Source organism: Microcoleus sp. C2D2, from assembly GCF_036702495.1.
Lineage (GTDB): Bacteria > Cyanobacteriota > Cyanobacteriia > Cyanobacteriales > Microcoleaceae > Microcoleus.
The window spans coordinates 1-25,423 of the sequence record NZ_JAUBTO010000013.1 but is presented as its reverse complement, the minus strand read 5'-3'; the positions used below and the strand labels follow the sequence as shown (position 1 = coordinate 25,423).

The window sequence follows — 25,423 nt, the reverse complement described above, 5'->3', positions numbered from 1 at the left end:
TTTCCTCCAATGTTGAATTTTATTTTCTCTAGTATTGCCCATAAATTGCCAAGTGTCGTCACTCTAAAAGCCGATATTTTTGACAACTGCTTCTACAGAGCCGCCGCTGGCTGCAACCGAAAAGCGATCGCAGAAAGTACAGATTGAAAAAGCCGAGAGTGGAACTCTCGCGCATCCGTTGCCCTTCTTCCTTTTTCCTTCTTCCTTGATATTTTTAGTACCGAATTCGCGGGTCAATGTAAGCGTTCAAAATATCAATTACAATGCTGGCAATTACGACAATTGCCGCAAAAAACACCACAATACCTTGAACAGTTGGATAATCCCGCAAGCTAATGGCTTCGTAAAGGCGATTTGCCAACCCCGGCCAAGAAAAAGTAACCTCTGTTAAAATAGCACCGCCCAACAGTGCAGCAAAAGTCAATCCTAAGACAGTAATCACCGGAATTAGCGCATTTTTCAGAGCGTGAGCCCATAAAATCTGCAATTCGGGAATGCCTCTAGCTCTAGCTGCTTCGACATAATCTGCTTGCAAAGTTTGCTTGAGGTTCACCCTGACAATGCGCTCGAAAATGCCGCTCAAAAGAATGCCCAGCGTCAAACTCGGAAGTGCCAAATAATGCAAAGCTGTGAGAAACTGACCGGGGTTAGCGCTCAGGAGACTGTCAACAGTGTATAGTCCTGTGTAGCCTTCGGGGGCGGGGAATGTCACGGGAAAGCGAGTTCCCAAGGGAAACCAGCCCAACTGCACCGCGAAAATTAATTGCAAAACCATGCCGGCCCAAAAAGCCGGCAGCGAGTAAGTGATAATGCCAAACAAACGACCTGCAGTATCGAAAATAGTGTTGGGGCGGGATGCTGCCAGGGAACCGATACTGATGCCGACAATTAAAGCTATGGCCATGCTACAAACTGCTAATTCCACTGTAGCGGGGAAATAATCTCCGATAATTTGCCACACGGTTTGTCCGCGAGTGGTGATTGAGGTTCCCAAGTTCAGACTGAATAAGTCTTTCATGTATTTGAGATATTGCTCCCACAGGGGTGCGTCGAGGCCGAGTTGGGTTCGCATTGCTGCTTTTGCCGCGGCTGGTGCTCGCGAGCCGAGAATGGCATCTATGGGGTCGCCCGGAGTGGCCCGCAGCAACAAAAATACTGCTGTGGTGATTGTCCACAACATTAGCGGTGCCAGGAGCAAGCGGACAAAAATATAAGATTGCAGGGCTTTGGAACGAGACATAATATTTGGGAATTGCCAATTGCGAAGTCTTTAGTCTTTAGTCAGATGTTGAAGGCATCAGGCAGATGGAAGGTAGAAGCTGGAAGAAACAGATATTGTATATCTGCTACTTCTGTGTCGCGAATCAGGGGAATTGGGAATGAATAATAGACAGTTGAGTTGATTTTTGCGAAAAAGTCGATCGACTTTTTCGCAATTGGCGATTTTTCTATTCGCCCAGCAGCGATTCAAATGCAGCTTGCAAAGACTTGATATCGCCTACTCTGGCTACTAACAAGTTTTCGCTGCCGGCATCCTGCAGCCTGTGCTTCCAATACTGGATGCTATCCGAGTTGTTCATCCAGAAACTAATCACGGTGTCTACAACTCGATCGACATCCCAGCCGCGATCGCCAGAAACTGTCTCCACGGATGCCACAAACGCATCGAGAGTACACTTCCGGTTTGCCAAGTATTCTACACCCGACGGCTGCTGTTGTTGCAGCAATTCCTGCTGCTGGTTAAAAAACGTTAAAGTTGGAGATACGCCCAGGATTTCAAATGTATAGTTCATGTCATCCTCCAGAAGTATTATTTTGCCCAAAAATCGCCGATCCAAAAAAGCGAAAAACGCTTTACTTTGCTGCCCTCGATGAACTGCTGATGCTTCAATTATTCTATGAGCGATCGCTCGGGATTTTGCCCGCTTATTTTATTAATAGCAAATTTTCCCATAGGGGAGTGTCACCTAATTTACATTTGTCAGGACCCTGTAGAAAAAATTAAAATCAGATTTTTATTAAGCAGGGGTAAGGTGGGCGATCCGCACCGCGAGGAAGTGATACCGTTTGAGATTTGAGATTTTAAATTTTAGATTAAAGAATTGAATAATTGGGAATGACTGATGACAAACACCGTTGGGATCGCCGGGCTACAGTTGGATTTTTTCTAACAGGCGTGTGACTTTTTTGCCGCGAGTCCCCAGAGCCCTCGCCACATTTAGGCAAGTAGTGCCATGATTAATATTACAAGTTTTTACAGTAGCGGTGGAAACCTCAGCCAAGTTTTGAGCTGCCGGCCACGGCACTTCACTCTTGCTGGGCGACTTTGTAACTTACTATCTAGGGCATCTTTTAAACGACAAAGGACAAAAGATACGCAAACCCGGTAGGTGTCAGAATATTGATGTTATTGAAAAGTCTGAGCAGTTGTGTGATGAAAAGCTCGCCCAAGATGTCACTGAGCCTTGTTTTGTTGATACCGCTGGTGGTGCAAATCTCCGTAGCAGTGGGCGTGACTGGATGGCTGTCGTTTCGCAACGGGCAGAAAGCCGTCAATGACCTTGCTACGAGGTTGAGCTTGGAAGTCGCAGCCAGGACTAAAGAAAATTTCCGCAGTTTTGGGGATGTGTCTCATCTATTCCTGCAAATGAATACTGCTGCGATCGCCTCTGGAAACTTAGACCCGGAAGACTTCCCCAACTTAGAGCGCTATTTGTGGAACCAGACCAAGCTGAGCGATCGAATTACAACCATCTACTACGGCGACGAACAGGGCAAATTCCTTTTGCTCAAAAGAGAAGCAGAAGACTTAGTATACATCAGAGACGAATCAACGGCTCCAAACCGCCAAATTTATCGCCTGGACAGCCAAGGAAATCGCACTGAGCTAATCCAAACCGCCGCCTATGACCCCCGTACAAGACCCTGGTACAAAACTGCCAAACAGTCAGGAAAAGCCGCTTGGTCTCCCATCTACGTCTTCACGGCCTGGCCTGTTCTGGGGATTACGCCGGTCATCCCTATTTACAATCAAACAGGAAACCTGCGGGGGGTACTGGCAATTGACCTGACTCTTTCTCAAATCAGCGATTTTCTCAAAAGCATCAAAATTAGCCGGTCGGGACAAGTTTTCGCTATCGAACGCAGCGGAGAAATAGTCGCCAGTTCCACAGACGAACTGCCCTTTGTCACTGACAAAGACGGACAAAAACGGCTGTTGGCGACTAGGAGCCAAAATTTGCTAATTCGATCGGCCTCTCTATACTTGCAAAAACGATTTGGTAGTTTTGAACAAATTGACAGGCAAGGACAGTTTACCTTCGATATAGACGGCAAACGTCAATTCGTTACGGTTGCTCCCCTGCAAGACGGCCGCGGCCTCGATTGGCTGATTGTAGTCGCCATCCCGGAAGCAGACTTCATAGAGCAAATTCACACCAACACTCGCACAACTATCTTATTGTGCTTTTTTGCCTTCATACTGGCGATCGGACTCGGATTTTTCACCACTCGCTGGGTTGTCAAACCGATTACCCGATTGCTGGAAGCTTCCAAAGCTTTAACAAAAATGTCCGAATCATCCGACTTCACCTCAAAGGAATTAGACGGCGAAGTCGAAGTCCAAGGCGTCAAAGAACTCGGCCTCCTAGCTCAGTCTTTCAATCAAATGGCCAGACAATTGCGATCGTCTTTTGTTGCCCTAGAACAAACCAACTCGAGTTTAGAACAGCGAGTAGTAGAGCGGACTGCCGAACTCGAAGTCGCCGAAGCAGAATTGCGGGCTTTGTTTGCAGCCATGAACGAATTAATTATAGTTTTGGACGCCAGCGGTCGCTTCTTAAAAATCGCGCCCACAAATTTTTCCCTGTTCTACAAACCAGCCGAAGAATTAATTGGCAAAACTGTCCGAGAGCTGTTTCCGCAAGCTACAGCAGACAATTTTCTCAACCACATCCGAGCAGCTTTAGATACTCAGCAAACTGTCAGGTTCGAGTACGATTTAACCATTGACGACCGCGAAGTTAGTTTTGCCGCCAGCATTTCGCCGCTTTCAGAAGAATCTGTCATTTGGGTAGCCCACGACATTACCGAACAGAAGCGAGCCGAATCGGTGCGACGCCAAAGGCAAAAAGAATTGCTCAAACACAATACGGTTTTGGTAAAATTGGCAAGAAATAAAGCGCTGTATCGAGGCGATTTGCAAGTAGCTTTGAGGGAAATCACCGAAGCGGCTGCTCATACCCTACTGACAGAAAAAGCTGGCGCTTGGCTATATGATGAGACTCGATCGAAACTGCAATGTCTCGACCAATTTACGCGCAGCAACCAACAGCATTCCCAAGGCGCCGAAATCGCAGCCGCCGACTATCCAGATTATTTTAGAGCTTTGGAAGAATACCGGACTATCTCCGCCGACGACGCTCTATCAGATATCAGAACTAGAGAATTTGCCGAATCTTACTTTCCACAAGCTGGCACTATTTCTACCTTAGATGCGGCGGTGCGGCTGGGAGGACAAACAGTCGGAGTCATCTTTATCGAACAAGTGGGAACTGCTCGCAACTGGACAGTAGAAGAACAAAATTTTGCTGCTTCCCTGGCAGATTTAGTGTCCCTAGCCATTGAAGCCAGCGAGCGCGAGCGCACACAAATCGCTCTGCGTCAAGCAGAACAAAAATACCGCAGCATCTTTGAAAATGCAGTCGAAGGCATTTTTCAAACCACCCCCGAAGGCCACTTCTTGAGCGTAAATCCAGCTTTAGCCCGCATCTACGGCTACGCCACTCCCGAAGAATTGACATCAAATCTCACAAACATCAGACAGCAAGCTTATGTCAATCCTCAGCGGCGCGACAAGTTTATGCAGGTGATGGCAGAATTCGGAGAAGTTTCGGGGTTTGAGTCAGAAGTTTACCGCGCTGACGGCAGCGTAATTTGGATTTCCGAAAGCGCGCGTGCAGTGTACGATGCAGACGGCGAGCTACTCTACTATGAAGGCAGCGTCGAGGATATTAGCGATCGCAAAATCTTTGAATCCGCCTTGCAACTAGCCCTAGAAGCAGCCGAAGCCGCTTCCACCGCAAAAAGCGCATTTTTGGCAAACATGAGCCACGAACTGCGAACACCTCTGAATGCCATCATCGGCTACAGCGAAATGCTCCAAGAAGAAACCGAAGAATTGGGCTACGATGAACTCCTCCCAGATTTAGACAAAATCCGCACTTCCGGCAGACACTTGCTATCGCTAATTAACGACATTCTCGACATTTCTAAAATCGAAGCCGGTCGCATGGATCTTTACTTAGAAACCTTCGACATCGCCACCTTGATTGAAGAAGTCGCATCTACCGCCGCGCCGCTAATTGAGAAAAATGGCAACACTCTAAAATTGCACCAAATTAGCAATATGGGCACTATGCACGGTGACGTTACGAAAGTGCAGCAGATTTTATTAAATTTGCTGAGCAATGCCGCAAAATTCACTAAAAACGGTACAATTACCCTCACCGCCAGCCGAGAAAAAATTGCGGGTCACAGCAGCGAAGCAAGAGAAGAAAACAGTTCTGAACCGGCAGCGGATTCTCAATCTTCAATTGCTAGTAAAGAATTTTTAGTTGTTAATTGTACCGATACAGGAATTGGGATGAATCCAGAGCAGTTGCAGCATATTTTCCAACCCTTTACCCAAGCAGACGCTTCTACCACGCGCAAGTACGGCGGCACGGGTTTGGGACTAGCAATTAGCCAGCGTTTCTGCCTAATGATGGGCGGCAATATTTCAGTAAAAAGTCAGGAGGGTGTTGGTTCTACTTTTACTATCCGCTTACCTGTTAGTCCGCCAAATTACGGTGCATAACACACGCAGCACTCAATTTCATGAAAAAAGAATGCTGGCGCACCTTACAACGGAAGTCCCCCTAAAAAACGGGGACTTCCAACCAAGTAGGGAAACTAAAAGTAAAAAGAACATTCTTTTTAGGTTTTATTTTTTACTTTTATCTTACTCATCATGGCTGTGTACTTGGCGGAGATTCTGGATTCACCTCCCTCGTCGTAGTTATATCACTTGCGAGATCATTTTTAGTTTCAATGAACCATTTATACTGATCGATCGTTTCGGGACGAGCCTTCTCCAAACACATTTTTTTCCAGCGCAATTGCTCTTTTTTATCTTTTTTCTCTTCCATAACCTCTTCTAGCAAGCAATAAACCATGCCTCCACCGAGCGGTTTTTCTTTAAAATTTTCGTCGAGAGCAACTGCTTTTTGGAGTTCTTCTTCAGCCGCTCGGTACTTTTTTAGGTTGCTCAGTAGCCATCCCAAGTTTTGATGCAGTTCATAAGTGAGTTGAGCTTCTTCTTTACTAACCCGTTGTAATCCCATTCGCAGTAAAGCTTCAGCGGTAACCCAATCCTTTTGGCTACTAATATAAACGCGACCTAAATTATTAAAGGCGTGGGGATCCCCTAGCTTTAAAGCTACTTTATAATGCGTGCTAGCTTCCTTTATATCTCCCAAAGATTCGTCGATTTTTCCCAAGGCAATTTGAAACTTCGGCTCATTGGAGTCTATTTTGGCCGCTTGCTCGTATTGCGCTTGGGCTTTTTCCAGCTCACCGTCTTTGTAGAATTTTTCTCCGTTTTGATAGTACCTTTCCGCAATCCCAGGCAAAGACTTAGAGACTCCCACAGAAGCCAACAATAACATTGCGGTAATTCCTAAGGTTGCTTGACTGTGAAACTGGGGAGAAATATTGAGTTTTTTGAGCAGGTTTTTAATCTTTTCTTGTCCTGTGTTCTGCAAGGTGTGGATTACCGTCAGAAGTAACCCTCCTTGTCCGAGCAGACCAAAGCTCTCAGCGAAGCTGATTCCTCCCGTGGAAAAGAGTTGAACGAAGGTTGTCATATAAGCCGCTACCGCCGTCAATCCAGCGATAGTCAGCCCGTTGAACAACGGATAGAGGGGATGTGAGTGGGAAACTTCCTCGTCGGAGGTCGGTTCGAGAAACCACCACCAAGCTTCTGTGGAGGGGTGAAATGTAGCTCGCCATTGGGCCAATTTTGCTCAAGAGGGCGATCGCATCGGCTTGTTGTTTCAGGAAGTTGTCCAATTCGAGTAGTTTAGCCAAACTTTCCACAGAAAGCTGGGTTTTCTCGCTGAGTGCTTCTTCGATCGCATCGCGAGTAACTAAAATATGGAGAATTTCTATTTCTGAGGGTTCAGACTTTGCCAATTTTAGGTTAGTGAGAGCATCAGTATATTGAGCTAAGGCAAGTTCTAATTTCACGATCGCACTTGAAGAATTAGATTACTGAAAAAAGTTTACAGCAAATTGGAGGTTTATACTTTAAGATAATTGTAGCCCTGCAACTGGTATAAACAGGGTAAGTCAGGCCCTATAGGCCCGACGGATACTTTACCATCTTTTACATAGTTGCGTTTTACAGTGCCTACCTATTTACCGCGAATATTTTGAGAGTTTTGTTTAACGGGACTTAGACAAAAACTGAAGCCTAAATGGCTTCAAACCTATATACCGAAAAGTTTTTAGCTCGAATGGGTAGGAATCCAGTATATTTAAGGGTTTTAGGCATTTTTGGGTCAACTTATTTGATTTACTCCGAGTGGTTTTCCTATCGTTTCCGGTTGGATGGGAATGATAAAGTCAAGGTCAATAATTCCACATTCCCCCACGGACCGCTCCCCATCATATCCCTCGTGCAACCGGAATTGATATCACCCCCTAAAGGGGCTAGAAAATGTCTAAGTCCCCTTAATTCCTTTGAATGCTTCTCGGATCGAGAGCATCCCGCAACCCATCCCCCAATAAATTAAACGCCAAAACCGTCAAAATAATCAGTATCGCCGGAGGCCAAACCAACCAAGGCTGCAACACTAAAATTGAAGCATTAGTAGACAGGGATAGCAAATTTCCCCAAGAAGGATCTGGCTGTTGAATTCCCAATCCAATTAAACTCAAAACCGACTCCGCCACAATAAAACCCGGAACCGCCAAAGTAGCAGAAATAATTACGTAAGTTGCAGTTTGCGGCAACACATGGCGGACAATAATATAAATTGGATTAGCGCCCATTGCCCGCGCCGCTTGCACGAATTCTAGCTGTTTAATTGACAGTACCTGACCGCGAATTACGCGCGCCAAACTCGCCCAACTGATAAATGAAGTAATCAGCACAATCAATATAAATCGCTGAGCGCTTGTCAATCCCGGGGGCAGCACTGCTGCTAGCGCTACTAATAAATAAAGGCCCGGAATCGTCATCAATACTTCGGCGAAGCGCATTAAAATACTGTCAATCCAACTGCCGAAATAACCCGATATTCCTCCGATCAACAATCCCAAGGGGAAAGAAATTGCTATTCCTACTAAACCGATGCTGAGGCTAATTCTGCTGCCGTGTACTAAGCGACTGAATTGATCGCGAGCTTGTTCGTCCGTGCCTAAAATGTTAATTTGGCCTTCTCGGGTAGTGCCAAAAAGATGCCTGTCAAAAGGCAAAACTCCTAAAAATTTATAGGGAGAACCTTTGACCAACAAACCGAGAACCGATGGTTTTTGCCAGTCTACAATTACCTCGCGAGCGCCCGTATTCGCATCCACCGGGCCCTGAGTAGTGGGATAAACGTGGGGTCCGATAAATCGCCCGTCTGGGGTGCTTAAATAAATCTGAGTCGGCGGCAGCAATGAACCGTTTAATTGAGAGTCGTAGGGGTCGTAAGGCGCTACAAATTCGGCGAAAAGTGCGACTGTATAAAAAATTAACAGCAGCACGGCTCCCAACCGAGCTAGAGGGTTTTTTTTAAGATTTTGCCACCATTTCATAAGTTTTTAGGTTTGAGATTTTAAGTGGGTTCGCAGCATCGGAATGCAAGTTCTTTCTTAATTGACTCAGTAGCAAGGACTCAATTCTTTACTAACAGGGCTAAGGCAAGGGTATCACAATTAGTAAGGTGGGTCATATCTGAGATTTTGCACCATTCTCAATAAGGCTTTTATAGGCGGGATATCCTGCCCAACCCCTACTCCCCACAAGAAATTCATTCTTTGTGGAACAGGCCCGAAAGGCTTGTTAAAGGAGAATGGGGTAAGATGTGAGTCAGATCCTACACCCTCGATCGTCCGTTCACAATCAAAGTAGTAGAGCACCCTACAAGTCGATTCCAGTATGCCAGTTGGCTTTAGTCCTAACTAATAAACTTTTTCATAACTGAAGTCTTTACTACAAACATTAGACTATTTTTGTTCATCGCCAACCAAAATTATTCTACTTTCATTATCTGCGATTTTTCCCAATTCCTCGCCGCTAAAAGGATTGTAGAAAAATGAGCCTGTTTGCGGCGGCAATTTGGGATTGAGTACAATTTCTACTATACTTTTTACTACCCCAGTTAGCGGAATCGCCAGGATAACTCCTAACAACCCTCCCACTCTGCCTCCTAACAGCAAAGCTGTGAAAATAATTACCGGGCTCAATCCGGTGAGATTGCCCATGATTCGGGGAGCTACTAAGTTATCCTTGATTTGCTGGAGACCGATCGCCACTACCAAGACTTGCAGCGCCAGCCACCAATCAATAAACGCTACAATTATACTAACAGTGCCAATTCCCAAAGTTGCTCCAATAAACGGAATTATTTCCGTCAATCCTATAAAGACGGCAAACAACAGAAAAAACGGAACTTGCAGCCACCAAAAAGCTAGAGTTAGCGAGATGGCCATAAATAGTCCCAGCAATAACTGTCCCGATACAAATCGCTGGAGGTTTCGCTCCAAAGTCTCTGTTAAAACATAGCGAATTTCTGGGGAAAAAATGCTGGTCAAACCCTGCCACACTCTTTGCCCGTCTAGGAGCATATAAAAGGAAATTACCACAATAAAAATTAAGTCCAAAAACCAGTTAACAGTACCTACAACTAAGCCTAAACCCGTACCGGCGATCGCCTGGACTTGTCCCTGGACTCTAGCTGACAGTTGCTGCTCCAATATTTGCACGTCAAACGGTAAATTGCGCTCGGCACTCCAGGCTTGAAATTCACCTAGCTGCAGCCGCCCCGACTCCAGCAATTCCGGCAACCTCACCCCCAACTGGCTCGCTTGGTTGAACACCGGCGGTACAATAGTTAAACCGATTACGACTACTACCACACCCGCAGTTAAATAAACCAATCCCGCAGCTACTCCCCGCGGCAAAAATACTTGCAGTCTTGCTACTGCATAATTTAATAAAAATGCAATGAGTCCCGCTGTTACTAAAATGCTGACCAGTTCTCCAACATAACTGACAGCAGTCAGGGTAAACCATCCCGTCACTAGCACTAGCAACCAAGTAATTAGAAACTGTTGGACGGGAGAAAAGACACTATTCATAGAAACCTCACGGGAGATTGGAAACCCAGTGGCTTTAGCCGTGGGAGGAAAAGCGACACGGGATACTTTAGTGTCCCATCAATACTCTTAAAATCCATAGTTGTACCCATCCTTTTGATGAATAGAAAAGCAATATTTGTGATTGATTCCTTGAATTAAACCCTGGGCTGATGAAACGTTAAAACTACCAGATGAGCGAACAGCAACCTTACCTTTATAAGTTCCAATCTTCTTGCCAGAAGTAACAACGGCTTGTACAATGTCGCCTGTCTGGAAACCCTTGACGAACTTAAATCTAGGAACGTACCGAGAAGGAAATCCAAACTTATCGGTGCGACACATCTGCCTTGAACCATGCCCCGTCGCTTTGATGTTTAGGGGCTGATTTGCTAGTACGGAAATTTTAGGTGTATCACCAACGCAAGCAGCATCAAAGAAGTGGGTTTTTGGTAATTCCAACCGTATGCGGTTGAATTTTGTCAACCCGCCAGAACCCGTGGCAATCTCTTTACCTGTCTCTTTTAGGCGATTAAACAAAGCCCATCGGGTTGAATTGACAGCAGAGGCATCTTTTAATGGGCGCTTAGCTTGTGCCAAGATTCTCTTCAAAACATCGGGCTTTTTTGCTAGGAATATCTTGATATCCTGAGTGCCTTTCTTGATATTGCAAGGCTCACAAGCCAAACACAAATTAGATATCCTGTTGGTTCCACCCGACGCCCTAGGATGAATATGCTCAAGTTGTAAAGGTACGTTTTCTACGCTACAGTAAGCACATCGCCTGTCCCATTTATTGAGCAGATACTCACGGACTTCGTAACCAGCTAACACACCTTGCTGATACTCAATCCCAGAAATTTCTGGATTTTCTATCTGCTGTAGATCGAATCTAACTAATTCTTGAAATATCGTTCTGACTGGTGCAAGTCTTGATAGTTTGTTGACTAAAGTTAAGGTTGTTTCTACACGGTGTCGAAAGCTAGGAGCTAACCAGCCTTTGGGACGTGTCCGGTTTAGAAATCTCGCTTGACGATACCTTGTATGCCGACTTCTGCGACCGCGCCTTCGGGAACGACGCGAATCTAGCGATGCCTTAATTGATTGACCGCGATGAGTTAATTGGGCTACCCAAATTAGATCAGAACCTAAAAGTATCGCTAATCCACTAACTTTTGAACCGGGGTCAATCTTTAGAGTCACGGGTCGTGGGTCCTCAGCTACTCCCTTCTTCAAAATTATTGCGAAAGGATACAACCTAAAAACTTTAGCTTTACCAGCGTTTAACAATTTACGTGCTAATGATGGTTTGCATGGTGTTAGTGGTTTGTGGTTAGTATCTAGAACAAAAACGTAATTGGGTTTGGTAGACATTGTTGTGTCCCTTCGATTTCTCGTAATGTTAGCTTCGCCAATGTTTTAAGGGCTTGTTGGGCTTGCAGCACTGCCTCAGTGACCTTAAGACTGTTTAACTGCAAACGACAGAGCAGAGGACTAGCTACGCATCCACAGGTATCATGACCCTCAAAACGTAGTCAACTAAGACTGAGGCTGGTAAGCACGGCTTCAGTTTATTTGCTGAAGCCCCGTGTCTTTAGACCGGGGTTGCTTACTGTGATTTTTGTCAATTAAACTGGTACAACTTCCTGAGCCGATGTGCCGTATTCTAGAATAAACACATTAGAGTATAGATTAGCAATAATCAGTTCAAGATTAGACTGAATTCTCTCAGCATTGATGAGTTGGTGATGGCAAAACCGCTCGCCCGACAGACAATGCCAGTCCGATCGACCCCACGCTCAGGAATGACGCTAATATTCAGTATGCCCCGGAGGCAGATCGAATTAAATGTCGATCGAACAAACTTCGATCGAAATCGCCCGCAATGTGGTGAAACGGCGCCACACTCACCCAAAAGGAGGAAGCGCAACTGCTCACCCCCTTGGCTAAAATAAATCAGATACTATCGTAATCTTTCTTTACAATATAAAGAACCCACAGGTTAATACCGGCGAGAGGAACTACCGTGACCAATCAAGTTTTTTCAGAAGCGGAAGAAAAGAAACCCCTTCCCCCCGTGCAGAGCGGACGCGACAAGAACTCAGTAGAAAATGCGCCTGAAAGTGGGGTATCAGACCGCTCTCGCTGGCAATTTTCTCCTGAGGAAGATGAACCAGAAGTTGCCCTAGAAGTTCCAGAAATGGAGGGGGAACAATCTGAAGTTTTGGAACCAGAAGAGGCAGAAGCTTCGCCCAGCAAAGGACTCAGGTGGCCTGCCTTGTTGGCGGGCGCAGGCATTGGGGTGGCTGCAACGCTGCTAGCAGTACAGTTGACTGGGGCCAAGCAGAATGCGCGTCCCGCAGTTCCAATTCCATCGGCAACTGTGCAGGCGACGGCTCAGACTGTGACAGTGGCGCCTGTGGAATCTGCCCAGGTGGGTGAATCTCTGGAAGCGACGGGCACCGTGGCAGCCTACGACTTGCTGCCGGTGTTGCCACAGGCCAACGGTTTGCAAATCAAGCAGGTTTTGGTGAACGAAGGGGATGCGGTAGAAAAAGGTCAGACGATGGCGGTTTTGGACGATTCGGTGCTGCGAGAGCAAATTGCCGAAGCGCTTGCGGGAGTACAATCGGCTAATTCTACGGTAGAACAAGCCGAAGCTCAGGTGCAGCAAGCTCAGTCAGCCCAACAAGAAGCCCAAGCCGGCGTCGCTCAAGCCCAAGCTGGCGTAGAAAAAGCCATCGCTGACGCAGCGCAAGCCAAAACAGGCGTCGGCCAGGCTAGGGCCGGTGTGGAGCAAGCTAAAGCCGGTGTCACTCAAGCTAAAGCCGGCATTGCCTCCGCCCAGGCTAAATTAGATCAAGCTCAAAGAGAAGTAAATCGCACCCAAGATTTGGCTGCGCAGGGAGTAATTAGCCAGCAAGATTTGGAAAGGCGCAAGACGGAACGCCAGACTGCTGTTCAAGACTTGAACAAAGCTAAAGCTGATTTGAATACAGCTTTGGAAGAACAGAATAAAGCAGCGGAAGAAGTGCGATCGGCTCTTGCTAAAGTAGCTACTGCTGAAGCTAATATCAGTACGGCTAGAGCGGCCCTCAGCAGCGCTCGTGCTAAAGTGAATACGGCCGGAGCGAGTGTCAGCAGTGCGAGAGCAAATGTCGGAAATAATGCAGCAAGTGTCCGCAGCAATGATGCGCAAGTCAAACAGTTACAAACTCAACTAGAACAAACTATTGTTCGAGCACCTGATAGCGGCACTGTTGCTGAAAGAATTGGTCGAGTTGGGGATGTTTCTTCGGGAAGTCAAAAACTCTTTTCGATTATTCGGGGAAACAAGCTGGAACTGCAATTGAAAGTGCCGGAAACTCAGGTTGCGCAAGTGCGGCCGGGAACAGCGGTGCAGATTACTTCGGATTCTGACAAGCGGATTAAGTTGTCAGGAACTGTGCGAGATATTTCGCCGCTAGTTGACCCGCAAAATCGGCAAGCTACTGTGAAGATTGATTTGCCGCCAAGCGAGTTTTTGCGCTCGGGTATGTTTTTGCGCGCATCCATTTCGACGGCAACGGCTCAAGGTTTGAAAGTCCCTGCTAAAGCTATTTTGCCGCAACCTGACGGCAGTTCTATTGTTTACAAACTTGTGGGCGAGGATAAGGTGCAGGCTCAACCTGTGGAAGTAGGGGAAATTTCTGGGGGTGCTGTGGGGGATTTGACTGCTGCTAAGGTGGAGGTTAAAAAGGGTTTGAAGGCGGGCGATCGGGTAGTTATTGCTGGGGCAGGTTATCTGAAGGATGGCGATCGGGTTAAGGTTGTTAAATAGTTATTAGTCATTAGTTAGTAGTCAGTAGTTAGTAGTTAGTAGTCAGTAAGTGTAAGGTGCGGACTTCGCACCCTACAGTATTACTTTTTTCAAACGAACCGCGAAGACGCGAAGGACGCAAAGGAAGAGAATAAAGAAGAGAGAAAGCAGGAACTGTATTACCAATGCCCAATGCCCCATTCCCCATTCCCCATTCCCCATTATGTCTTTCAATATTTCGGCTTGGTCGATCAAACAGCCTGTCCCCACGATTGTTTTGTTCTTGGTTCTGACAATAGGGGGTTTACTATCATTTCCGCTTTTAGGTATTGATGATTCGCCTAATATTGATGTGCCTTCTGTTTCGATATCTGTCAGCCAACCGGGGGCAGATCCAGCAGAACTTGAATCTCAAGTCACGAAAAAAGTAGAAGATGCTGTGGCGGGTTTGGGCAATATTGACCACATTATCTCTACAGTTAATGATGGTTCTTCTAATACAACGGTCAACTTTTTATTGGAAATAGCGATCGCGCTACTAATGATGTCCGCAATGCGATCGCCCAAATCCGCCAAAGCTTGCCCCAAGACATTAACGACCCGGTTGTCAAGCGAGTCGAATTTGCTGGCAGTTCTATTATGTCTTACGCGGTTGTTTCGGATCGCCAAACCGTAGAACAGTTAAGCGAATTAATTGACCAAAACATCAGCCGGGTCCTCCTCTCTGTCAAAGGTGTCGCTCAAGTGCAGCGAATCGGAGGCAGAGACAGGGATATTCGGGTGGATTTAAACCCCGAACAACTGCAAAGTCTCGGTATTACAGCTACTCAAGTTAACGACCAAATTCGCAATTTTAATATCAATTTACCGGGCGGCCGAACTGAAATTGGCAATTCCGAGCAAACAGTTCGTACCCTCGGCAGTGCTAAAACTATTGAACAGTTGAAAGCTTATCAAATTACTTTGCCTAAAGGCGGTTTTGTGCCGCTTTCGAGTTTGGGAGAAGTTGCTGAAGGCTATGCAGAAGCTCGTCAGGCGGCGCGACTCAACAACAAACCTGTGGTGGCTTTTTCCATTCTCCGCAGTACCGGCAGCACTCTGGTAACTGTAGAAGAAGCGGTGCGGGAAACTGTTGAAAAACTGGAAAAAACTTTGCCGCCTGATGTCAAGCTGGAACTTATTTATACTTTGGCCGACCACATTCGAGATTCTTATGAAGCTTCTGTAGATGCTTTAATTTTGGGGGCGGCTTTAGCGGTAATAACTATTTTAATCTTTTTGCGGGATTGGCGCGCAACTTTAATTGCTTCTGTTGCCTTACCGCTGTCGGCAATTCCTACTTTTGCTGTGCTCCGGCTTTTGGGCTATACCCTCAACAGCATGACTTTGTTGGCGCTGTCGCTGGTGGTGGGCATATTAGTAGATGATGCGATCGTCGAAATTGAAAATATAGAACGGCACGTCGGGATGGGGAAAACTCCCTATCAAGCTTCTTTGGATGCTTCTGCTGAAATTGGTTTGGCTGTTGTTGCTACTACGATGACGATTGTTGCGGTATTTGCGCCGGTGGCTTTTATGCCGGGAATTCCCGGTCAGTTTTTTCGGCCTTTTGGGGTGACGGTTTCGGCGTCGGTGTTATTTTCGCTGTTAGTAGCCCGAACCGTTACTCCGATGATGGCGGCTTATTTGTTTAAGGAGAAAGGACACTATCAAGAACTCAAAAAAGACCAACTTTCTTATCAGTACCGCAGGCTTTTGACTTGGGCGCTGAAGCATCGGGCGATCGTCCTAATTTTAGGTGTAGCTTTGTTTTTCGGCAGCGTTCAATTAATACCTTACATTCCTACGGGGTTTATCGATCGCGATGATACCGGACTTTCGACTGTCTCTATTGAATTGCCTCCGGGTTCTACTTTGCAGCAGACAGATTCAGCAGTGCAGCAAGCAACTCAATTGTTGCTGGCTAATCCAGCCGTAGATAGCGTTTTGGAGACTGAAGGTGCTCCGACAGTTTCCGGGGGCGCGGGAGGCGGCGGCGGGCGCGCTAGTGGCGTGAATACAGCGAGTCTTTACGTGAAATTGAAACCCGCCGACCGGCGGATCGGACAACAGCGGTTTGAAGAGTCCATGCGGCCGAAACTTCGCGATGTTCCCGGAGTGCGGCTGAGTTTTTCTCAAGGGCGTGTGGGCGGTAGGAAGCAAATGTCGATCGTCCTAAAAAGCGAAAATGCCGAGGCTTTAACTAAAACTGCTGAAAGTCTCACGCAACAAATGAGGCAAGTTCCGGGACTGATTGAGGTACAGTCTAGCGCGAGTTTGGTGAAGCCGGAGATTTTGGTGAAACCCGATCCGAATCGGGCGGCGGATCAGGGTGTATCGGTGCAGCAAATTGCTCGAACTGCATCTCTGGCAACGATTGGTGATATTGACTCGAATCTTGCTAAATTTGATTTGCCCGACAGACAAATTCCGATTCATGTAATGTTGGCGCCACAGTTTCGCAGCGATATCGAAACGATTAAGAATCTGCAAGTACCGGGGAAAAATAATACTTTGGTGCCGTTGAGGACGGTGGCGGATATTGCTTTGGGCAGCGGGCCTTCTCAGATCGATCGCTACGACAGAGCTCGTCAAGTATCTGTAGAGGGGAATTTGTTGCAGGGTACGACTTTGGGAGAAGCTTCCGCTGCAGTGAAGAAATTGCCTGCAATGAATCCTCTACCCCCGGGCGTCGAACAGGAATCGTCGGGAGATGCGAAGGTGATGCAGGATGTGTTCAGCGGTTTTGCGGCGGCTCTGGGAACGGCGGTACTGTTTATTTATGCTGTTTTGGTGCTGCTGTTTGCCAATTTTCTACATCCGGTGACGATTATGGCGGCCTTGCCTTTGTCTCTGGGTGGGGCGCTGCTGGGACTGCTGGTGGGACAAAAGTCTCTCGGCCTCTACGCTTTGATTGGTGTGGTTTTGCTGATGGGAATTGTGACGAAAAATTCGATTTTGCTGGTGGATTACGCGATTATGAATCAGCAGGAAGGCAAGCCGATGTATGAGGCGACGCTGGATTCGGGGGTGGCGCGGTTGCGGCCGATTTTGATGACGACGATCGCCATGATAGCTGGGATGGTGCCAATTGCTCTGGGAATTGGCGCTGGTTCGCAAACTCGCAGCCCGATGGCGATGGCGGTAATTGGCGGTTTGATGACTTCTACCCTGCTGACTCTGGTGGTGATTCCGGTGGTTTTTACTTACATGGATGGTTTGCAAATCTGGATTTTTAATCTGATGCGGGGGAAGAAAAGAGGGGAAGGGCGATCGAAGCTCTCCGGGTAGTCCAAGGGAACTTCAGTTAGGCTATGCAAGCGTTCATAGATGCTATAGTGTCAATAAGTGCGTCACTCGTCAAGGTATGACGCAAAAGACAAAGCAGGGCAAAAAGGGGTAATTTAAAGTGACATCCTTATATGCACTTATATGCCCTCTGACAAGCCCCGTCTAACTTTGCGTCTAGACCAAGAAGACATAGATTGCTTAGAAAATTGGGCAAAAGAGGAGTTTTTGACGATACCCCAGTTAGCACGGGTAGTAGTCAAGCGAGCTATAGCGGAATACCTAAAGCGACACTCTTCTAATGCCTTAACGACAAACACAAGCCATCGTCCTCAATCCCCGTCTCCCCGGCAAGCCAGCACCGTTAGCGAAGCCCTCGGAGAGGATTGCCCCGAACCCGATGAGTCTAGTTAATGTCTAGTATCGAAAACATTGAGAAACCGAGTGGAACAAGAACCGTCAGAACAAGAAAATGTACACAGTGCCACCGACCCGGAGAAGGGCCGGGAAATGGAGCGCCGGTACGGTTGGACACTTAAGCGAATCAAAACAAACAAGGATTCGCCACTGGAAGTCGATTGCGTCTTTCACGGCGAACAGACTTCTTTTCAAGACCTTTGGCACGACAACCAAAACTGAGGTAATTATGTCTAATAAGGAAACCTGGATTGTTTATAAAGTCGAATCAATGAGTGCCGAAGGCTGGAAAGAACGCAAGCTAATGCCGTCCGGCGGCTTGACCGACATCCTGACAGAAGAATGGGACAGTTCCGGTAGATTGCCCCAAGTAGGCGATCGTCTGCGGGAATATGCCAACCCGCAAGACCCTGAGAATGGGATCACTCACGGTCGAGATGGGGACTGGGTTGTTAAGAGTATCGACCAGTTCTCATCTAACAACACTAATCAGCAAATCGTGGTGTGTTACTGCGCTTATCAACCCGTTGAGTCTAATTGGGTTGAGCTGCAACGGGGGAGGCCTGTTAACGAGATTCTGCAACCTGCTCAGGTTGGGTAGTGATTTTGGCGTTGCTGAATACAGGTATGAATTCAAGATTTCGGAATGGCTATAGGCCAAGTAGGGTGAGTTTTGTAACTTCGGAGAAAAGTTGATTCATACCATGAATCAGCAACGCCAGAAATTTAAGTTAGATTAAGTCCTGCCTTTGGTACAGGGCTTTTCTTGTGCGGCTCCGGGGCGATCGGCTGCCGCCCACAATTAATCGTCAAAATGCTATACTCAAAATCAGAAAATAGTTGTACAATGTTTTTCTAGTCGTTTTTTACCGCGACCCCTCCAAGGTCAAAGAAGGTGAAAGCAGGTAAAAAACACTAAGCGCGGGCGTAATTCAGTGGTAGAATGTCAGCTTCCCATGCTGAACGTCGTGGGTTCGAGTCCCACCGTCCGCTTTGACTGAATTTTCATAGAATTATGAAAATTAATTAGTGCTATCAATTCAATCTATGGCTTATTTCTTAACCGCTGCTTTATATAAGTTCGTTGAACTACCGGATTTTGCCGACCTGAAAGCACCGCTACTCGATTGTTGCAACAACAATCAGGTCAAAGGCACTATCTTGCTGGCCTCTGAAGGCATCAATGGCACTATTGCCGGCTCGTCCGAGGGCGTACACGCAGTGCTGGCATTCTTGCGTAGTGACCCGCGTTTTGCGGATCTGGTACACAAGGAATCTTTCTCGGAAAAAGCACCTTTTTACCGCCTGAAAATACGCTTGAAGCGCGAAATCGTCACGATGGGGGTACCGGACATTAATCCCCGCCTCATGGCTGGCAAATATGTTAAGCCTGATGAGTGGAATAAGCTGCTTGACGATCCCGATGTTGTCGTGGTTGATGTTCGTAATGACTTCGAGGTATCTATGGGTACTTTTGAAGGCGCTATTAATCCAAAAACAAAAAGCTTTTCCGAATTACCTGAATGGGTGCTGCGGGAAACTGCTTTACGCAATAAACCCAAGGTGGCAATGTTTTGCACGGGTGGTATTCGCTGCGAGAAATCTACTGCTTTTTTGCGTACTCAAGGTTTTGATGAAGTCTATCATCTCGAAGGCGGAATTTTAAAATATTTGGAAACGGTGCCGGAAGCAGAAAGTCGTTGGGAAGGTGAATGTTTTGTCTTTGATGAACGGGTTTCTGTTGGTCATGGGTTAAAGTCGGGTAACTATGAACTTTGTCGCGGTTGTCGTCACCCGATTAGTCAGGAAGATAAGGCTTCTGAATTATTTGTACTTGGTGTGAGTTGTCCTCATTGCCATGGCTCAAAAACTGAAACCAAAAAACAAGGCTTATCTGAGCGTCAACGTCAGATTGAGTTTGCTAAGCGTCGCAACCAAGTACATATAGGCGCGCGCTACGATGCGAAGGAAAAAGTAGATGAGGGCTGCGACTAATAAGCTGTCGCGCATTTAAATTGTATATTCAGGGCGGGCGGGACACCCCACAAGACTTTGAGTTTTTTTGACAGACAATTTAAATGCCGCAACAGCTTAGTATTAAAACTAAGCTCAAAGAAACCCGGTTTATACGAAAAATCTTGTTTGGCTACGAGAAATCTACGAATAAACGGGGTTTCTGACCAGAAAAACCCGATCGCGCTATCGGCTAATTATATCGTTTTCGGTTGCATCGGAATAATAAAATTGAGTCAACAGTTAACACTCAATCATTCAGTTTTTCGACCCCTCCTTCAACAGTCAACAGTCAACAGTCAACAATAATTCCGGTGCAACCGGAATTGATATAATATGTCAGCAAAATACCCGATTTTGTATTCCTTTCGCCGCTGTCCCTATGCTATGCGCGCGCGCTTGGCCTTAATGGTTAGCAATCGGGTGTGTGAGTTGCGGGAAGTTGTTTTGCGAGACAAACCACAAGAGATGTTGGAGGTATCTGCCAAAGGTACGGTACCAATATTGATTGATGTTGACGGGCGCGTACTGGATCAAAGTATCGATATCATGTTGTGGGCATTGAGACAACACGATCCTGAAAAATGGTTGATGCCAGACCGAGGTTCTGTTGCAGAAATGCTGGAACTTATCGCTCTATTTGATGAGGAGTTTAAATATCATCTCGATCGTTATAAGTACCCGGATCGTTATCCAGGTGTTGATGCCCAAGTACATCGGTATGAAGGTGCTTTATATCTGGGCAGACTAAATGCACAGTTAAGCGCGACTAAATATTTGTTTGGTAACAATGTAGCATTGGCCGATATGGCGATCGCACCTTTTGTTCGTCAATTCGCTCATACGGATCGAGCTTGGTTCAACGAACAGCCTTGGCCTGGGCTACAAGCTTGGTTAACAGAGTTCACAGAGTCTCAAATTTATAGCAGTGTTATGCAGAAATACCCGAAATGGGAATCCGGTAATCCAGGCGTTGTTTTTCCTTCCTCCTAATTACTTATTCTTATTCGCTGCTCGCATATTTATTTAATTCTCAAAATGTTACCGTGCTAAACTTATTGGTTCCAGAATACCAGATTGACCGAAAGCATCCAGGATACAAGCCCCCGGATTCATTCCGAAAGCAGACTCAGGACCCAGAAATAAAAAACCTGTATCCGATGAAACTTGCCCCCCGAATTTATCCGTGGGGTCAATGCGTCAATCTAAAATCTAAAATCTAAAATCTAAAATCGATTGGCTGTCATGGGACTAAAAAAGTGACGCAGGTCAAAATCGCATCTTGCTAAAACTTTTAACGGGAAAGGATTTACTGTATTCTAGTAAGTATTGTCAGGCTGAAATTATGATTGATGTTGGTTCGTTAGTTCGATCGCCCAGAAACGATTTGGGAGTCGGAAAAGTTGTCGAGGTATCGCGTACCGATGCCCTAATTGAATATTTTTGCTCAGTTAAAAACCGCATCCGCAAAACTGTGCCCTTGGGTTTGCTGCAAGAAGCCAGACTTCAGCGCCAAACCCGCTGCTACCTCTGGAGCACAAGTCAGGAAAGGTGGATTATCGGTCGAGTTTATGACTGGGATGAAGATAAATTAGAATACGAAATTGACCTCCCCGACAGCGAAAGTTTGCAAGCTGTCGAAACCGAACTTTACGTTCGCTGCAATATCCCGATCGCCGATCCGATCGACATTTTAGCAGTCAAAGGCCAAGAAACGCCGTATTTTCACGATCGCCGATTGGCATTCGTTCAATCTGCGATCGAACAGCGGGCCGTCAGCCGCGGCATGACTGGTTTAATTTCTGCTAACATAGACCTCTATCCGCACCAAGTTGAAGTCGTCCGGCGCGTCCTAGAAGACCCAATCGTGCGCTATTTATTGGCAGACGAACCAGGACTGGGAAAAACAGTAGAAGCCGGCACAATTCTCCGCCAGTTTCTGCTCGACGATCCCAACGGACGCGCTGTGGTACTGGTTCCCAAATACCTGCTCGAACAGTGGCGGCAGGAGTTGGAAAATAAATTCTATTTGTCTCATTTTGCTGACAGAGTGCAGCTTGTTGCGGTTAGCGAAATCAATCAAATTAGCCGCAACGCCAATCTAGATTTTCTGATTGTTGATGAAGCGCATGATGTGGCGGCAATGGCAAATTCGAGCGATCGCGCTCAACAGCAGTGCTTTGAACTTTGTCAGAAACTAGCTCACAAAAGCAAAAATTTATTGTTATTATCTGCAAAGCCAGTTCTCGGCTGCGAGCAGGATTTTTTGGCGATGCTGCACTTGCTAGACCCGACAACTTACCGTCTTGATGACCTGGAAAGTTTCAAAAAACAGGTGCAAAACAGTCAAGAAATCTGCCGCGCTTTGCTGGATTTCAGAGAAGGAGCAACGCCTATTGTTTTGAAAACAAAACTCGCTCAACTCGGCACTATTTTTGCAAAAGACGATTATTTAATCGGATTAGCAAGTGAGTTAGAAAGTTGTTTGGAAACTGAAGAAACCGCAGAACAGGCTCGCCTTGTCCGAACTATTCGCACTCACGTTAGCGATACCTACCGCCTGCACCGTCGCATCCTTCGCAACCGCCGGGATGCGGTGGAAGATGTGATTTTCGACCGAGATGCTGTCCCCAAAGCCGAGTACGATCTGAATGATGAACAGTGGTCGGCAATTCACAGCATCCTCGATAAGTGGCGCACAGCCGCTCCCAAGTCTAGCGAATATCAGAGAGTTTTTCTGCTGTTTTTCCGCGCGAATGGTACTTGGCTGAGTGTTTTAGAACGGGTTGTCAAAGCTCGTTTGCAGAAAAAATCGACTCCAGAACTCGATCGAGAATTTGGACAAAATGACACGGCAATTTTGACCAAAACTGCGCTGTTTCCCGAAGAAAGGGAAATGCTGGAAACCTTGCTCAATACCCTGGAAAAGCCCCAGGAAGGAGCCGATCGACTGAGTTTGTTACGAATCGCGATTCTCCGATTTCTGGCAGTTGCTTTGAAGGTTCCGCGCGAGTATCACAGCAATCCTCGCGATTTGCTGTCGAGAATTCAACAGCAAATTAAACGGCCGATTCCGGGCGAGCGTTTCCCGAAAATTGTGATTTTTACCAGTTTTACGGCAACTTGCAAAGAAATTGCGGAAAATTTAGCTAAAATCTTTGGTAAAAATGCGATCGCCAGCCATGAAACGGGCAAATCGGCGGATGAGGTTGAGGCGAATGTTAAGCGGTTTAAGATAGAGGCGCATTGCTTTATCTTAGTGTGCGATCGATCGGCGGAAGTAGGGGTAAATCTGCAATTTGTTGATTGGTTAATTCACTTCGATTTGCCGTGGTTTCCCAACCAGTTAGAACAAAGACTCGGCAGAGTCGATCGCATTGGTAGCAAAATGGGAGTGCAATTTTGTTTGTTTGCAGGCCCGGATTTGCCGGAGAGTCCCCACGAAGCTTGGTTTCAAGTTTTAAAAGACGGGTTTGAGATCTTCAACAAATCTATTGCTAGCCTTCAGTTTTATGCTGAGGAAAAACTTCTTAAACTTGAAGAAAAGTTGTTCGCTGAGGGAGCAAAGGGCTTATTAAGCGAAGTTGAAGCGATTAAAACTGAAATCGAACAAGAGAAAATTAGAATCGACGAACAGTACGTTCTCGATGAAATTGATACTCTTGATGACAGCGCATCTCAGTATTTTGAATCTCTCGATAACTGCGATGCTAAGCATAAAGAAATGCAGCGGGCTGTGGAAGGTTGGTTGTGTCAAGCTCTCCACTTCAAACAAATCGAACATCCGAGTATATCGGGGTTGCTGCGCTATCAACCTACTCAAAAAACTTTGATTCCCTCGAACGATTTGAGAACCAGATTGATTCCTTATTGTCAGCAGTATGGTAGTTACAATCGCCGCATTGCTCATCAGAATGCGGATGTCGCTCTTTACCGAATTGGTGAGGGATTGATCGATGCACTTGGGTCTTATATTCGCTGGGACGATCGGGGTCAAGCTTTTGCCATGTGGCGACATGATGAAAGTTGGGATGCGGAGCCCGGGAATGAGTGGTTCGGCTTTCAGTTTAATTATTCAATCCAGACTGATGTGCAGCCGGCCCAGCAAGTTTTGGAAGCACAAAATATCGAAAATTACAACTTGAAAGCTTTGCAGCGACGCGCTGATGCTCTGTTTATCCCAACTTTTGAAACGGTGTATGTAGATGCTCGTAGCGAGGAGATGTCTCTGGTGGAAGATGCGGAACTTCTGGCGATTTTGCAGCGGGCTTATAAGGGGAAAAGCCCCGCGAATCGGGATTACAATTTGTCAAAAAATCGCACGTCGCTTATTGACAGTTTTGTCGATCCGCTAGAATGGGATGATTTTTGCCAAAAGGGGCGGGTGATATCGGAGGAATTGCTGCGCGGGCGATCGGCTTTTCTGGAAATGTGCAATAGTTCCGCTGTCAGTGCTGCTATCCAACTGGAAAACCGGGTGAATCAATTGCAATTGCGCTTGAATCAACTTTCTAAATCAGAACAAGCTTTAGAATCGGTTTTGGCTGAGGAAATCAGTATGGAAAGTTTGTTGAGTCAAGCGGTTTTAGCTGGAATTCGCCACCCGCACATGACTCTTGAGTCTGTGGGATTTATTGTGATTTCTGGGCGTGCTCCTGTGAAATCTGAGGATGAAGGATAATTTGTTTGGGTGGAGTTCGATCGCTCTTTTTGGGGGCGATCGCTTTTTTTTTAACCGCAGATGCGGGCGGATAAACGCGGATGAACGCAGATGGATGAAAAGGAGCTCGCAGTTACGGGCTAAACTTCTTCAAAAATCCCTCCCCGCTGCTGTAAATTCACTTTTACTTCCTCGGTAAGTCCTGGGTTATTCCCAAACCTCGCTGACTCGACATTCGCACCGCTGAAATTAGCATTTGTTAAGTTCACTTCTAGCAGATTTGCGCGGCTCAAATTGGCACCGCTGAGGTTAGCTAAAGCTAGACTTGCTTTGTGCAAATCTGTGCCGCTTAAATCTGCATTTCCTAAGAAGGCGCCACTCATTACTCACAAGTTAAGCTAAAAGCACTATTGTCAATGAGTAAAATTACTCATCTTTTACCTGTTGACCCAATTAAAATATGACTCCATTTGTTCCTTTATTATTGAAAAAAAATTGTTCGGGACTTCTTTGAGTTCCAGGGAAAGGAGAAATAATTAGCCTGACATGAGGTTTTCGTCGTCGCTTAACAATCCCTAAATCTTGATTTTTATCGGAGGCAAAATACTTAACTAGGTCAGAAGCTATTCCTTTTTGATAGGCAACCGAAAAATGATACATCCCCCGATAAATCATTTCTAATGAAACCCGTTCAATTGGTACTCCTAATTCATCGGCAACCGCATCTCCTAAATCTACTAAAACCGCATAAAATAGCCAAGTAGCCCAGATTTGGAGCTTGATTCCGTTTAATGAACCTGTCCATAAATAGCTGAGATTTA

The 25,423-nt window shown here is 46.3% G+C and carries 19 protein-coding genes, 1 tRNA gene and 1 pseudogene; 11 read left to right on the top strand and 10 right to left on the bottom strand.

What is annotated here, in order from left to right; all coding sequences use genetic code 11:
• Window positions 1–63: 63 nt before the first annotated feature.
• From QUB61_RS07080 to QUB61_RS07070, 3 genes are all read right to left on the bottom strand, one after another.
• On the bottom strand, window positions 64–237 hold the full coding sequence (locus QUB61_RS07080; protein WP_333124554.1) for a hypothetical protein: 174 nt from the start codon (window positions 235–237) through the stop codon (window positions 64–66).
• Window positions 215–1,240: an ABC transporter permease gene (locus tag QUB61_RS07075; protein WP_333124551.1), complete on the bottom strand. Its 1,026-nt coding sequence runs from the start codon at window positions 1,238–1,240 to the stop codon at window positions 215–217. The genes QUB61_RS07080 and QUB61_RS07075 overlap by 23 nt, the downstream gene beginning before the upstream one ends.
• Window positions 1,241–1,448: 208 nt before the next feature.
• The gene (locus tag QUB61_RS07070; protein ID WP_333124548.1) at window positions 1,449–1,793 is read right to left on the bottom strand and encodes a hypothetical protein; all 345 of its coding nucleotides are present in this window, start codon (window positions 1,791–1,793) and stop codon (window positions 1,449–1,451) included.
• A gap of 641 nt (window positions 1,794–2,434) precedes the next feature.
• On the opposite strand from QUB61_RS07070, the gene QUB61_RS07065 reads away from it, so the two are divergent.
• Window positions 2,435–5,857 carry a PAS domain S-box protein gene (locus QUB61_RS07065; RefSeq protein WP_333124545.1) on the top strand — a complete coding sequence of 1,141 codons (3,423 nt, stop codon included), beginning with the start codon at window positions 2,435–2,437 and terminating at the stop codon, window positions 5,855–5,857.
• A 151-nt stretch (window positions 5,858–6,008) separates the two neighbouring features.
• Here QUB61_RS07065 and QUB61_RS07060 read toward each other — a convergent pair whose 3' ends face one another.
• The 5 genes from QUB61_RS07060 to iscB form a co-directional block, all read right to left on the bottom strand.
• On the bottom strand, window positions 6,009–6,905 hold the full coding sequence (locus tag QUB61_RS07060) for a hypothetical protein (RefSeq protein WP_333124541.1): 897 nt from the start codon (window positions 6,903–6,905) through the stop codon (window positions 6,009–6,011).
• Window positions 6,856–7,287 (bottom strand): hypothetical protein, encoded by a 432-nt coding sequence (locus tag QUB61_RS07055; protein WP_333124538.1) that lies wholly within the window; start codon window positions 7,285–7,287, stop codon window positions 6,856–6,858. The genes QUB61_RS07060 and QUB61_RS07055 overlap by 50 nt, the downstream gene beginning before the upstream one ends.
• Before the next feature lie 486 nt (window positions 7,288–7,773).
• Complete coding sequence (locus QUB61_RS07050; protein ID WP_333124535.1) at window positions 7,774–8,844, bottom strand: ABC transporter permease; 1,071 nt, start codon at window positions 8,842–8,844, stop codon at window positions 7,774–7,776.
• A gap of 411 nt (window positions 8,845–9,255) precedes the next feature.
• Window positions 9,256–10,389 (bottom strand): AI-2E family transporter, encoded by a 1,134-nt coding sequence (locus QUB61_RS07045; protein ID WP_333124531.1) that lies wholly within the window; start codon window positions 10,387–10,389, stop codon window positions 9,256–9,258.
• An 87-nt stretch (window positions 10,390–10,476) separates the two neighbouring features.
• A complete protein-coding gene (iscB, locus tag QUB61_RS07040; protein WP_333124528.1) occupies window positions 10,477–11,760 on the bottom strand; it encodes an RNA-guided endonuclease IscB in 1,284 nt (427 codons plus the stop codon).
• 652 nt (window positions 11,761–12,412) lie between these two features.
• On the opposite strand from iscB, the gene QUB61_RS07035 reads away from it, so the two are divergent.
• From QUB61_RS07035 to dpdE, 10 genes are all read left to right on the top strand, one after another.
• On the top strand, window positions 12,413–14,206 hold the full coding sequence (locus tag QUB61_RS07035) for an efflux RND transporter periplasmic adaptor subunit (RefSeq protein WP_333124526.1): 1,794 nt from the start codon (window positions 12,413–12,415) through the stop codon (window positions 14,204–14,206).
• A 202-nt stretch (window positions 14,207–14,408) separates the two neighbouring features.
• Window positions 14,409–14,861 (top strand): efflux RND transporter permease subunit, encoded by a 453-nt coding sequence (locus QUB61_RS07030; RefSeq protein WP_333124523.1) that lies wholly within the window; start codon window positions 14,409–14,411, stop codon window positions 14,859–14,861.
• Window positions 14,765–17,515: an efflux RND transporter permease subunit gene (locus QUB61_RS07025; protein ID WP_333124520.1), complete on the top strand. Its 2,751-nt coding sequence runs from the start codon at window positions 14,765–14,767 to the stop codon at window positions 17,513–17,515. Before QUB61_RS07030 ends, QUB61_RS07025 begins: the two co-directional genes overlap by 97 nt.
• A gap of 141 nt (window positions 17,516–17,656) precedes the next feature.
• Entirely contained in the window at window positions 17,657–17,926 is a 270-nt protein-coding gene (locus QUB61_RS07020) for a hypothetical protein (RefSeq protein WP_333124518.1), read from the top strand.
• Between the two features lie 30 nt (window positions 17,927–17,956).
• Window positions 17,957–18,151: a hypothetical protein gene (locus QUB61_RS07015; protein WP_333124516.1), complete on the top strand. Its 195-nt coding sequence runs from the start codon at window positions 17,957–17,959 to the stop codon at window positions 18,149–18,151.
• A 7-nt stretch (window positions 18,152–18,158) separates the two neighbouring features.
• Entirely contained in the window at window positions 18,159–18,530 is a 372-nt protein-coding gene (locus tag QUB61_RS07010; RefSeq protein WP_333124514.1) for a hypothetical protein, read from the top strand.
• Window positions 18,531–18,850: 320 nt separating this feature from the next.
• Window positions 18,851–18,922, top strand: a tRNA-Gly gene (locus QUB61_RS07005).
• 54 nt (window positions 18,923–18,976) lie between these two features.
• A complete protein-coding gene (gene trhO, locus QUB61_RS07000) occupies window positions 18,977–19,924 on the top strand; it encodes an oxygen-dependent tRNA uridine(34) hydroxylase TrhO (RefSeq protein ID WP_333124511.1) in 948 nt (315 codons plus the stop codon).
• Window positions 19,925–20,278: 354 nt separating this feature from the next.
• The gene (locus QUB61_RS06995; RefSeq protein WP_333124509.1) at window positions 20,279–20,935 is read left to right on the top strand and encodes a glutathione S-transferase; all 657 of its coding nucleotides are present in this window, start codon (window positions 20,279–20,281) and stop codon (window positions 20,933–20,935) included.
• Between the two features lie 289 nt (window positions 20,936–21,224).
• Window positions 21,225–24,623: a protein DpdE gene (dpdE, locus tag QUB61_RS06990; protein ID WP_333124506.1), complete on the top strand. Its 3,399-nt coding sequence runs from the start codon at window positions 21,225–21,227 to the stop codon at window positions 24,621–24,623.
• Window positions 24,624–24,742: 119 nt separating this feature from the next.
• Here dpdE and QUB61_RS06985 read toward each other — a convergent pair whose 3' ends face one another.
• Window positions 24,743–24,985, bottom strand: coding sequence for a pentapeptide repeat-containing protein (locus tag QUB61_RS06985; protein ID WP_333124503.1), 243 nt, complete (start codon window positions 24,983–24,985; stop codon window positions 24,743–24,745).
• A gap of 70 nt (window positions 24,986–25,055) precedes the next feature.
• Window positions 25,056–25,423, bottom strand: a pseudogene (locus QUB61_RS06980) (IS4 family transposase); the annotation flags it as partial.

Excerpts from the sequence above, each read along its gene's own strand:
- QUB61_RS06985 (WP_333124503.1), bottom strand. The coding sequence starts at position 24,985 with ATGAGTGGCGCCTTCTTAGGAAATGCAGATTTAAGCGGCACAGATTTG.
- QUB61_RS07070 (WP_333124548.1), bottom strand. The coding sequence starts at position 1,793 with ATGAACTATACATTTGAAATCCTGGGCGTATCTCCAACTTTAACGTTT.
- QUB61_RS07075 (WP_333124551.1), bottom strand. The coding sequence starts at position 1,240 with ATGTCTCGTTCCAAAGCCCTGCAATCTTATATTTTTGTCCGCTTGCTC.
- QUB61_RS07050 (WP_333124535.1), bottom strand. The coding sequence starts at position 8,844 with ATGAAATGGTGGCAAAATCTTAAAAAAAACCCTCTAGCTCGGTTGGGA.
- QUB61_RS07045 (WP_333124531.1), bottom strand. The coding sequence starts at position 10,389 with ATGAATAGTGTCTTTTCTCCCGTCCAACAGTTTCTAATTACTTGGTTG.
- iscB (WP_333124528.1), bottom strand. The coding sequence starts at position 11,760 with ATGTCTACCAAACCCAATTACGTTTTTGTTCTAGATACTAACCACAAA.
- QUB61_RS07020 (WP_333124518.1), top strand. The coding sequence starts at position 17,657 with ATGCCCTCTGACAAGCCCCGTCTAACTTTGCGTCTAGACCAAGAAGAC.
- trhO (WP_333124511.1), top strand. The coding sequence starts at position 18,977 with ATGGCTTATTTCTTAACCGCTGCTTTATATAAGTTCGTTGAACTACCG.
- QUB61_RS07060 (WP_333124541.1), bottom strand. The coding sequence starts at position 6,905 with ATGACAACCTTCGTTCAACTCTTTTCCACGGGAGGAATCAGCTTCGCT.
- QUB61_RS06995 (WP_333124509.1), top strand. The coding sequence starts at position 20,279 with ATGTCAGCAAAATACCCGATTTTGTATTCCTTTCGCCGCTGTCCCTAT.
- QUB61_RS07065 (WP_333124545.1), top strand. The coding sequence starts at position 2,435 with ATGAAAAGCTCGCCCAAGATGTCACTGAGCCTTGTTTTGTTGATACCG.
- QUB61_RS07030 (WP_333124523.1), top strand. The coding sequence starts at position 14,409 with ATGTCTTTCAATATTTCGGCTTGGTCGATCAAACAGCCTGTCCCCACG.
- QUB61_RS07010 (WP_333124514.1), top strand. The coding sequence starts at position 18,159 with ATGTCTAATAAGGAAACCTGGATTGTTTATAAAGTCGAATCAATGAGT.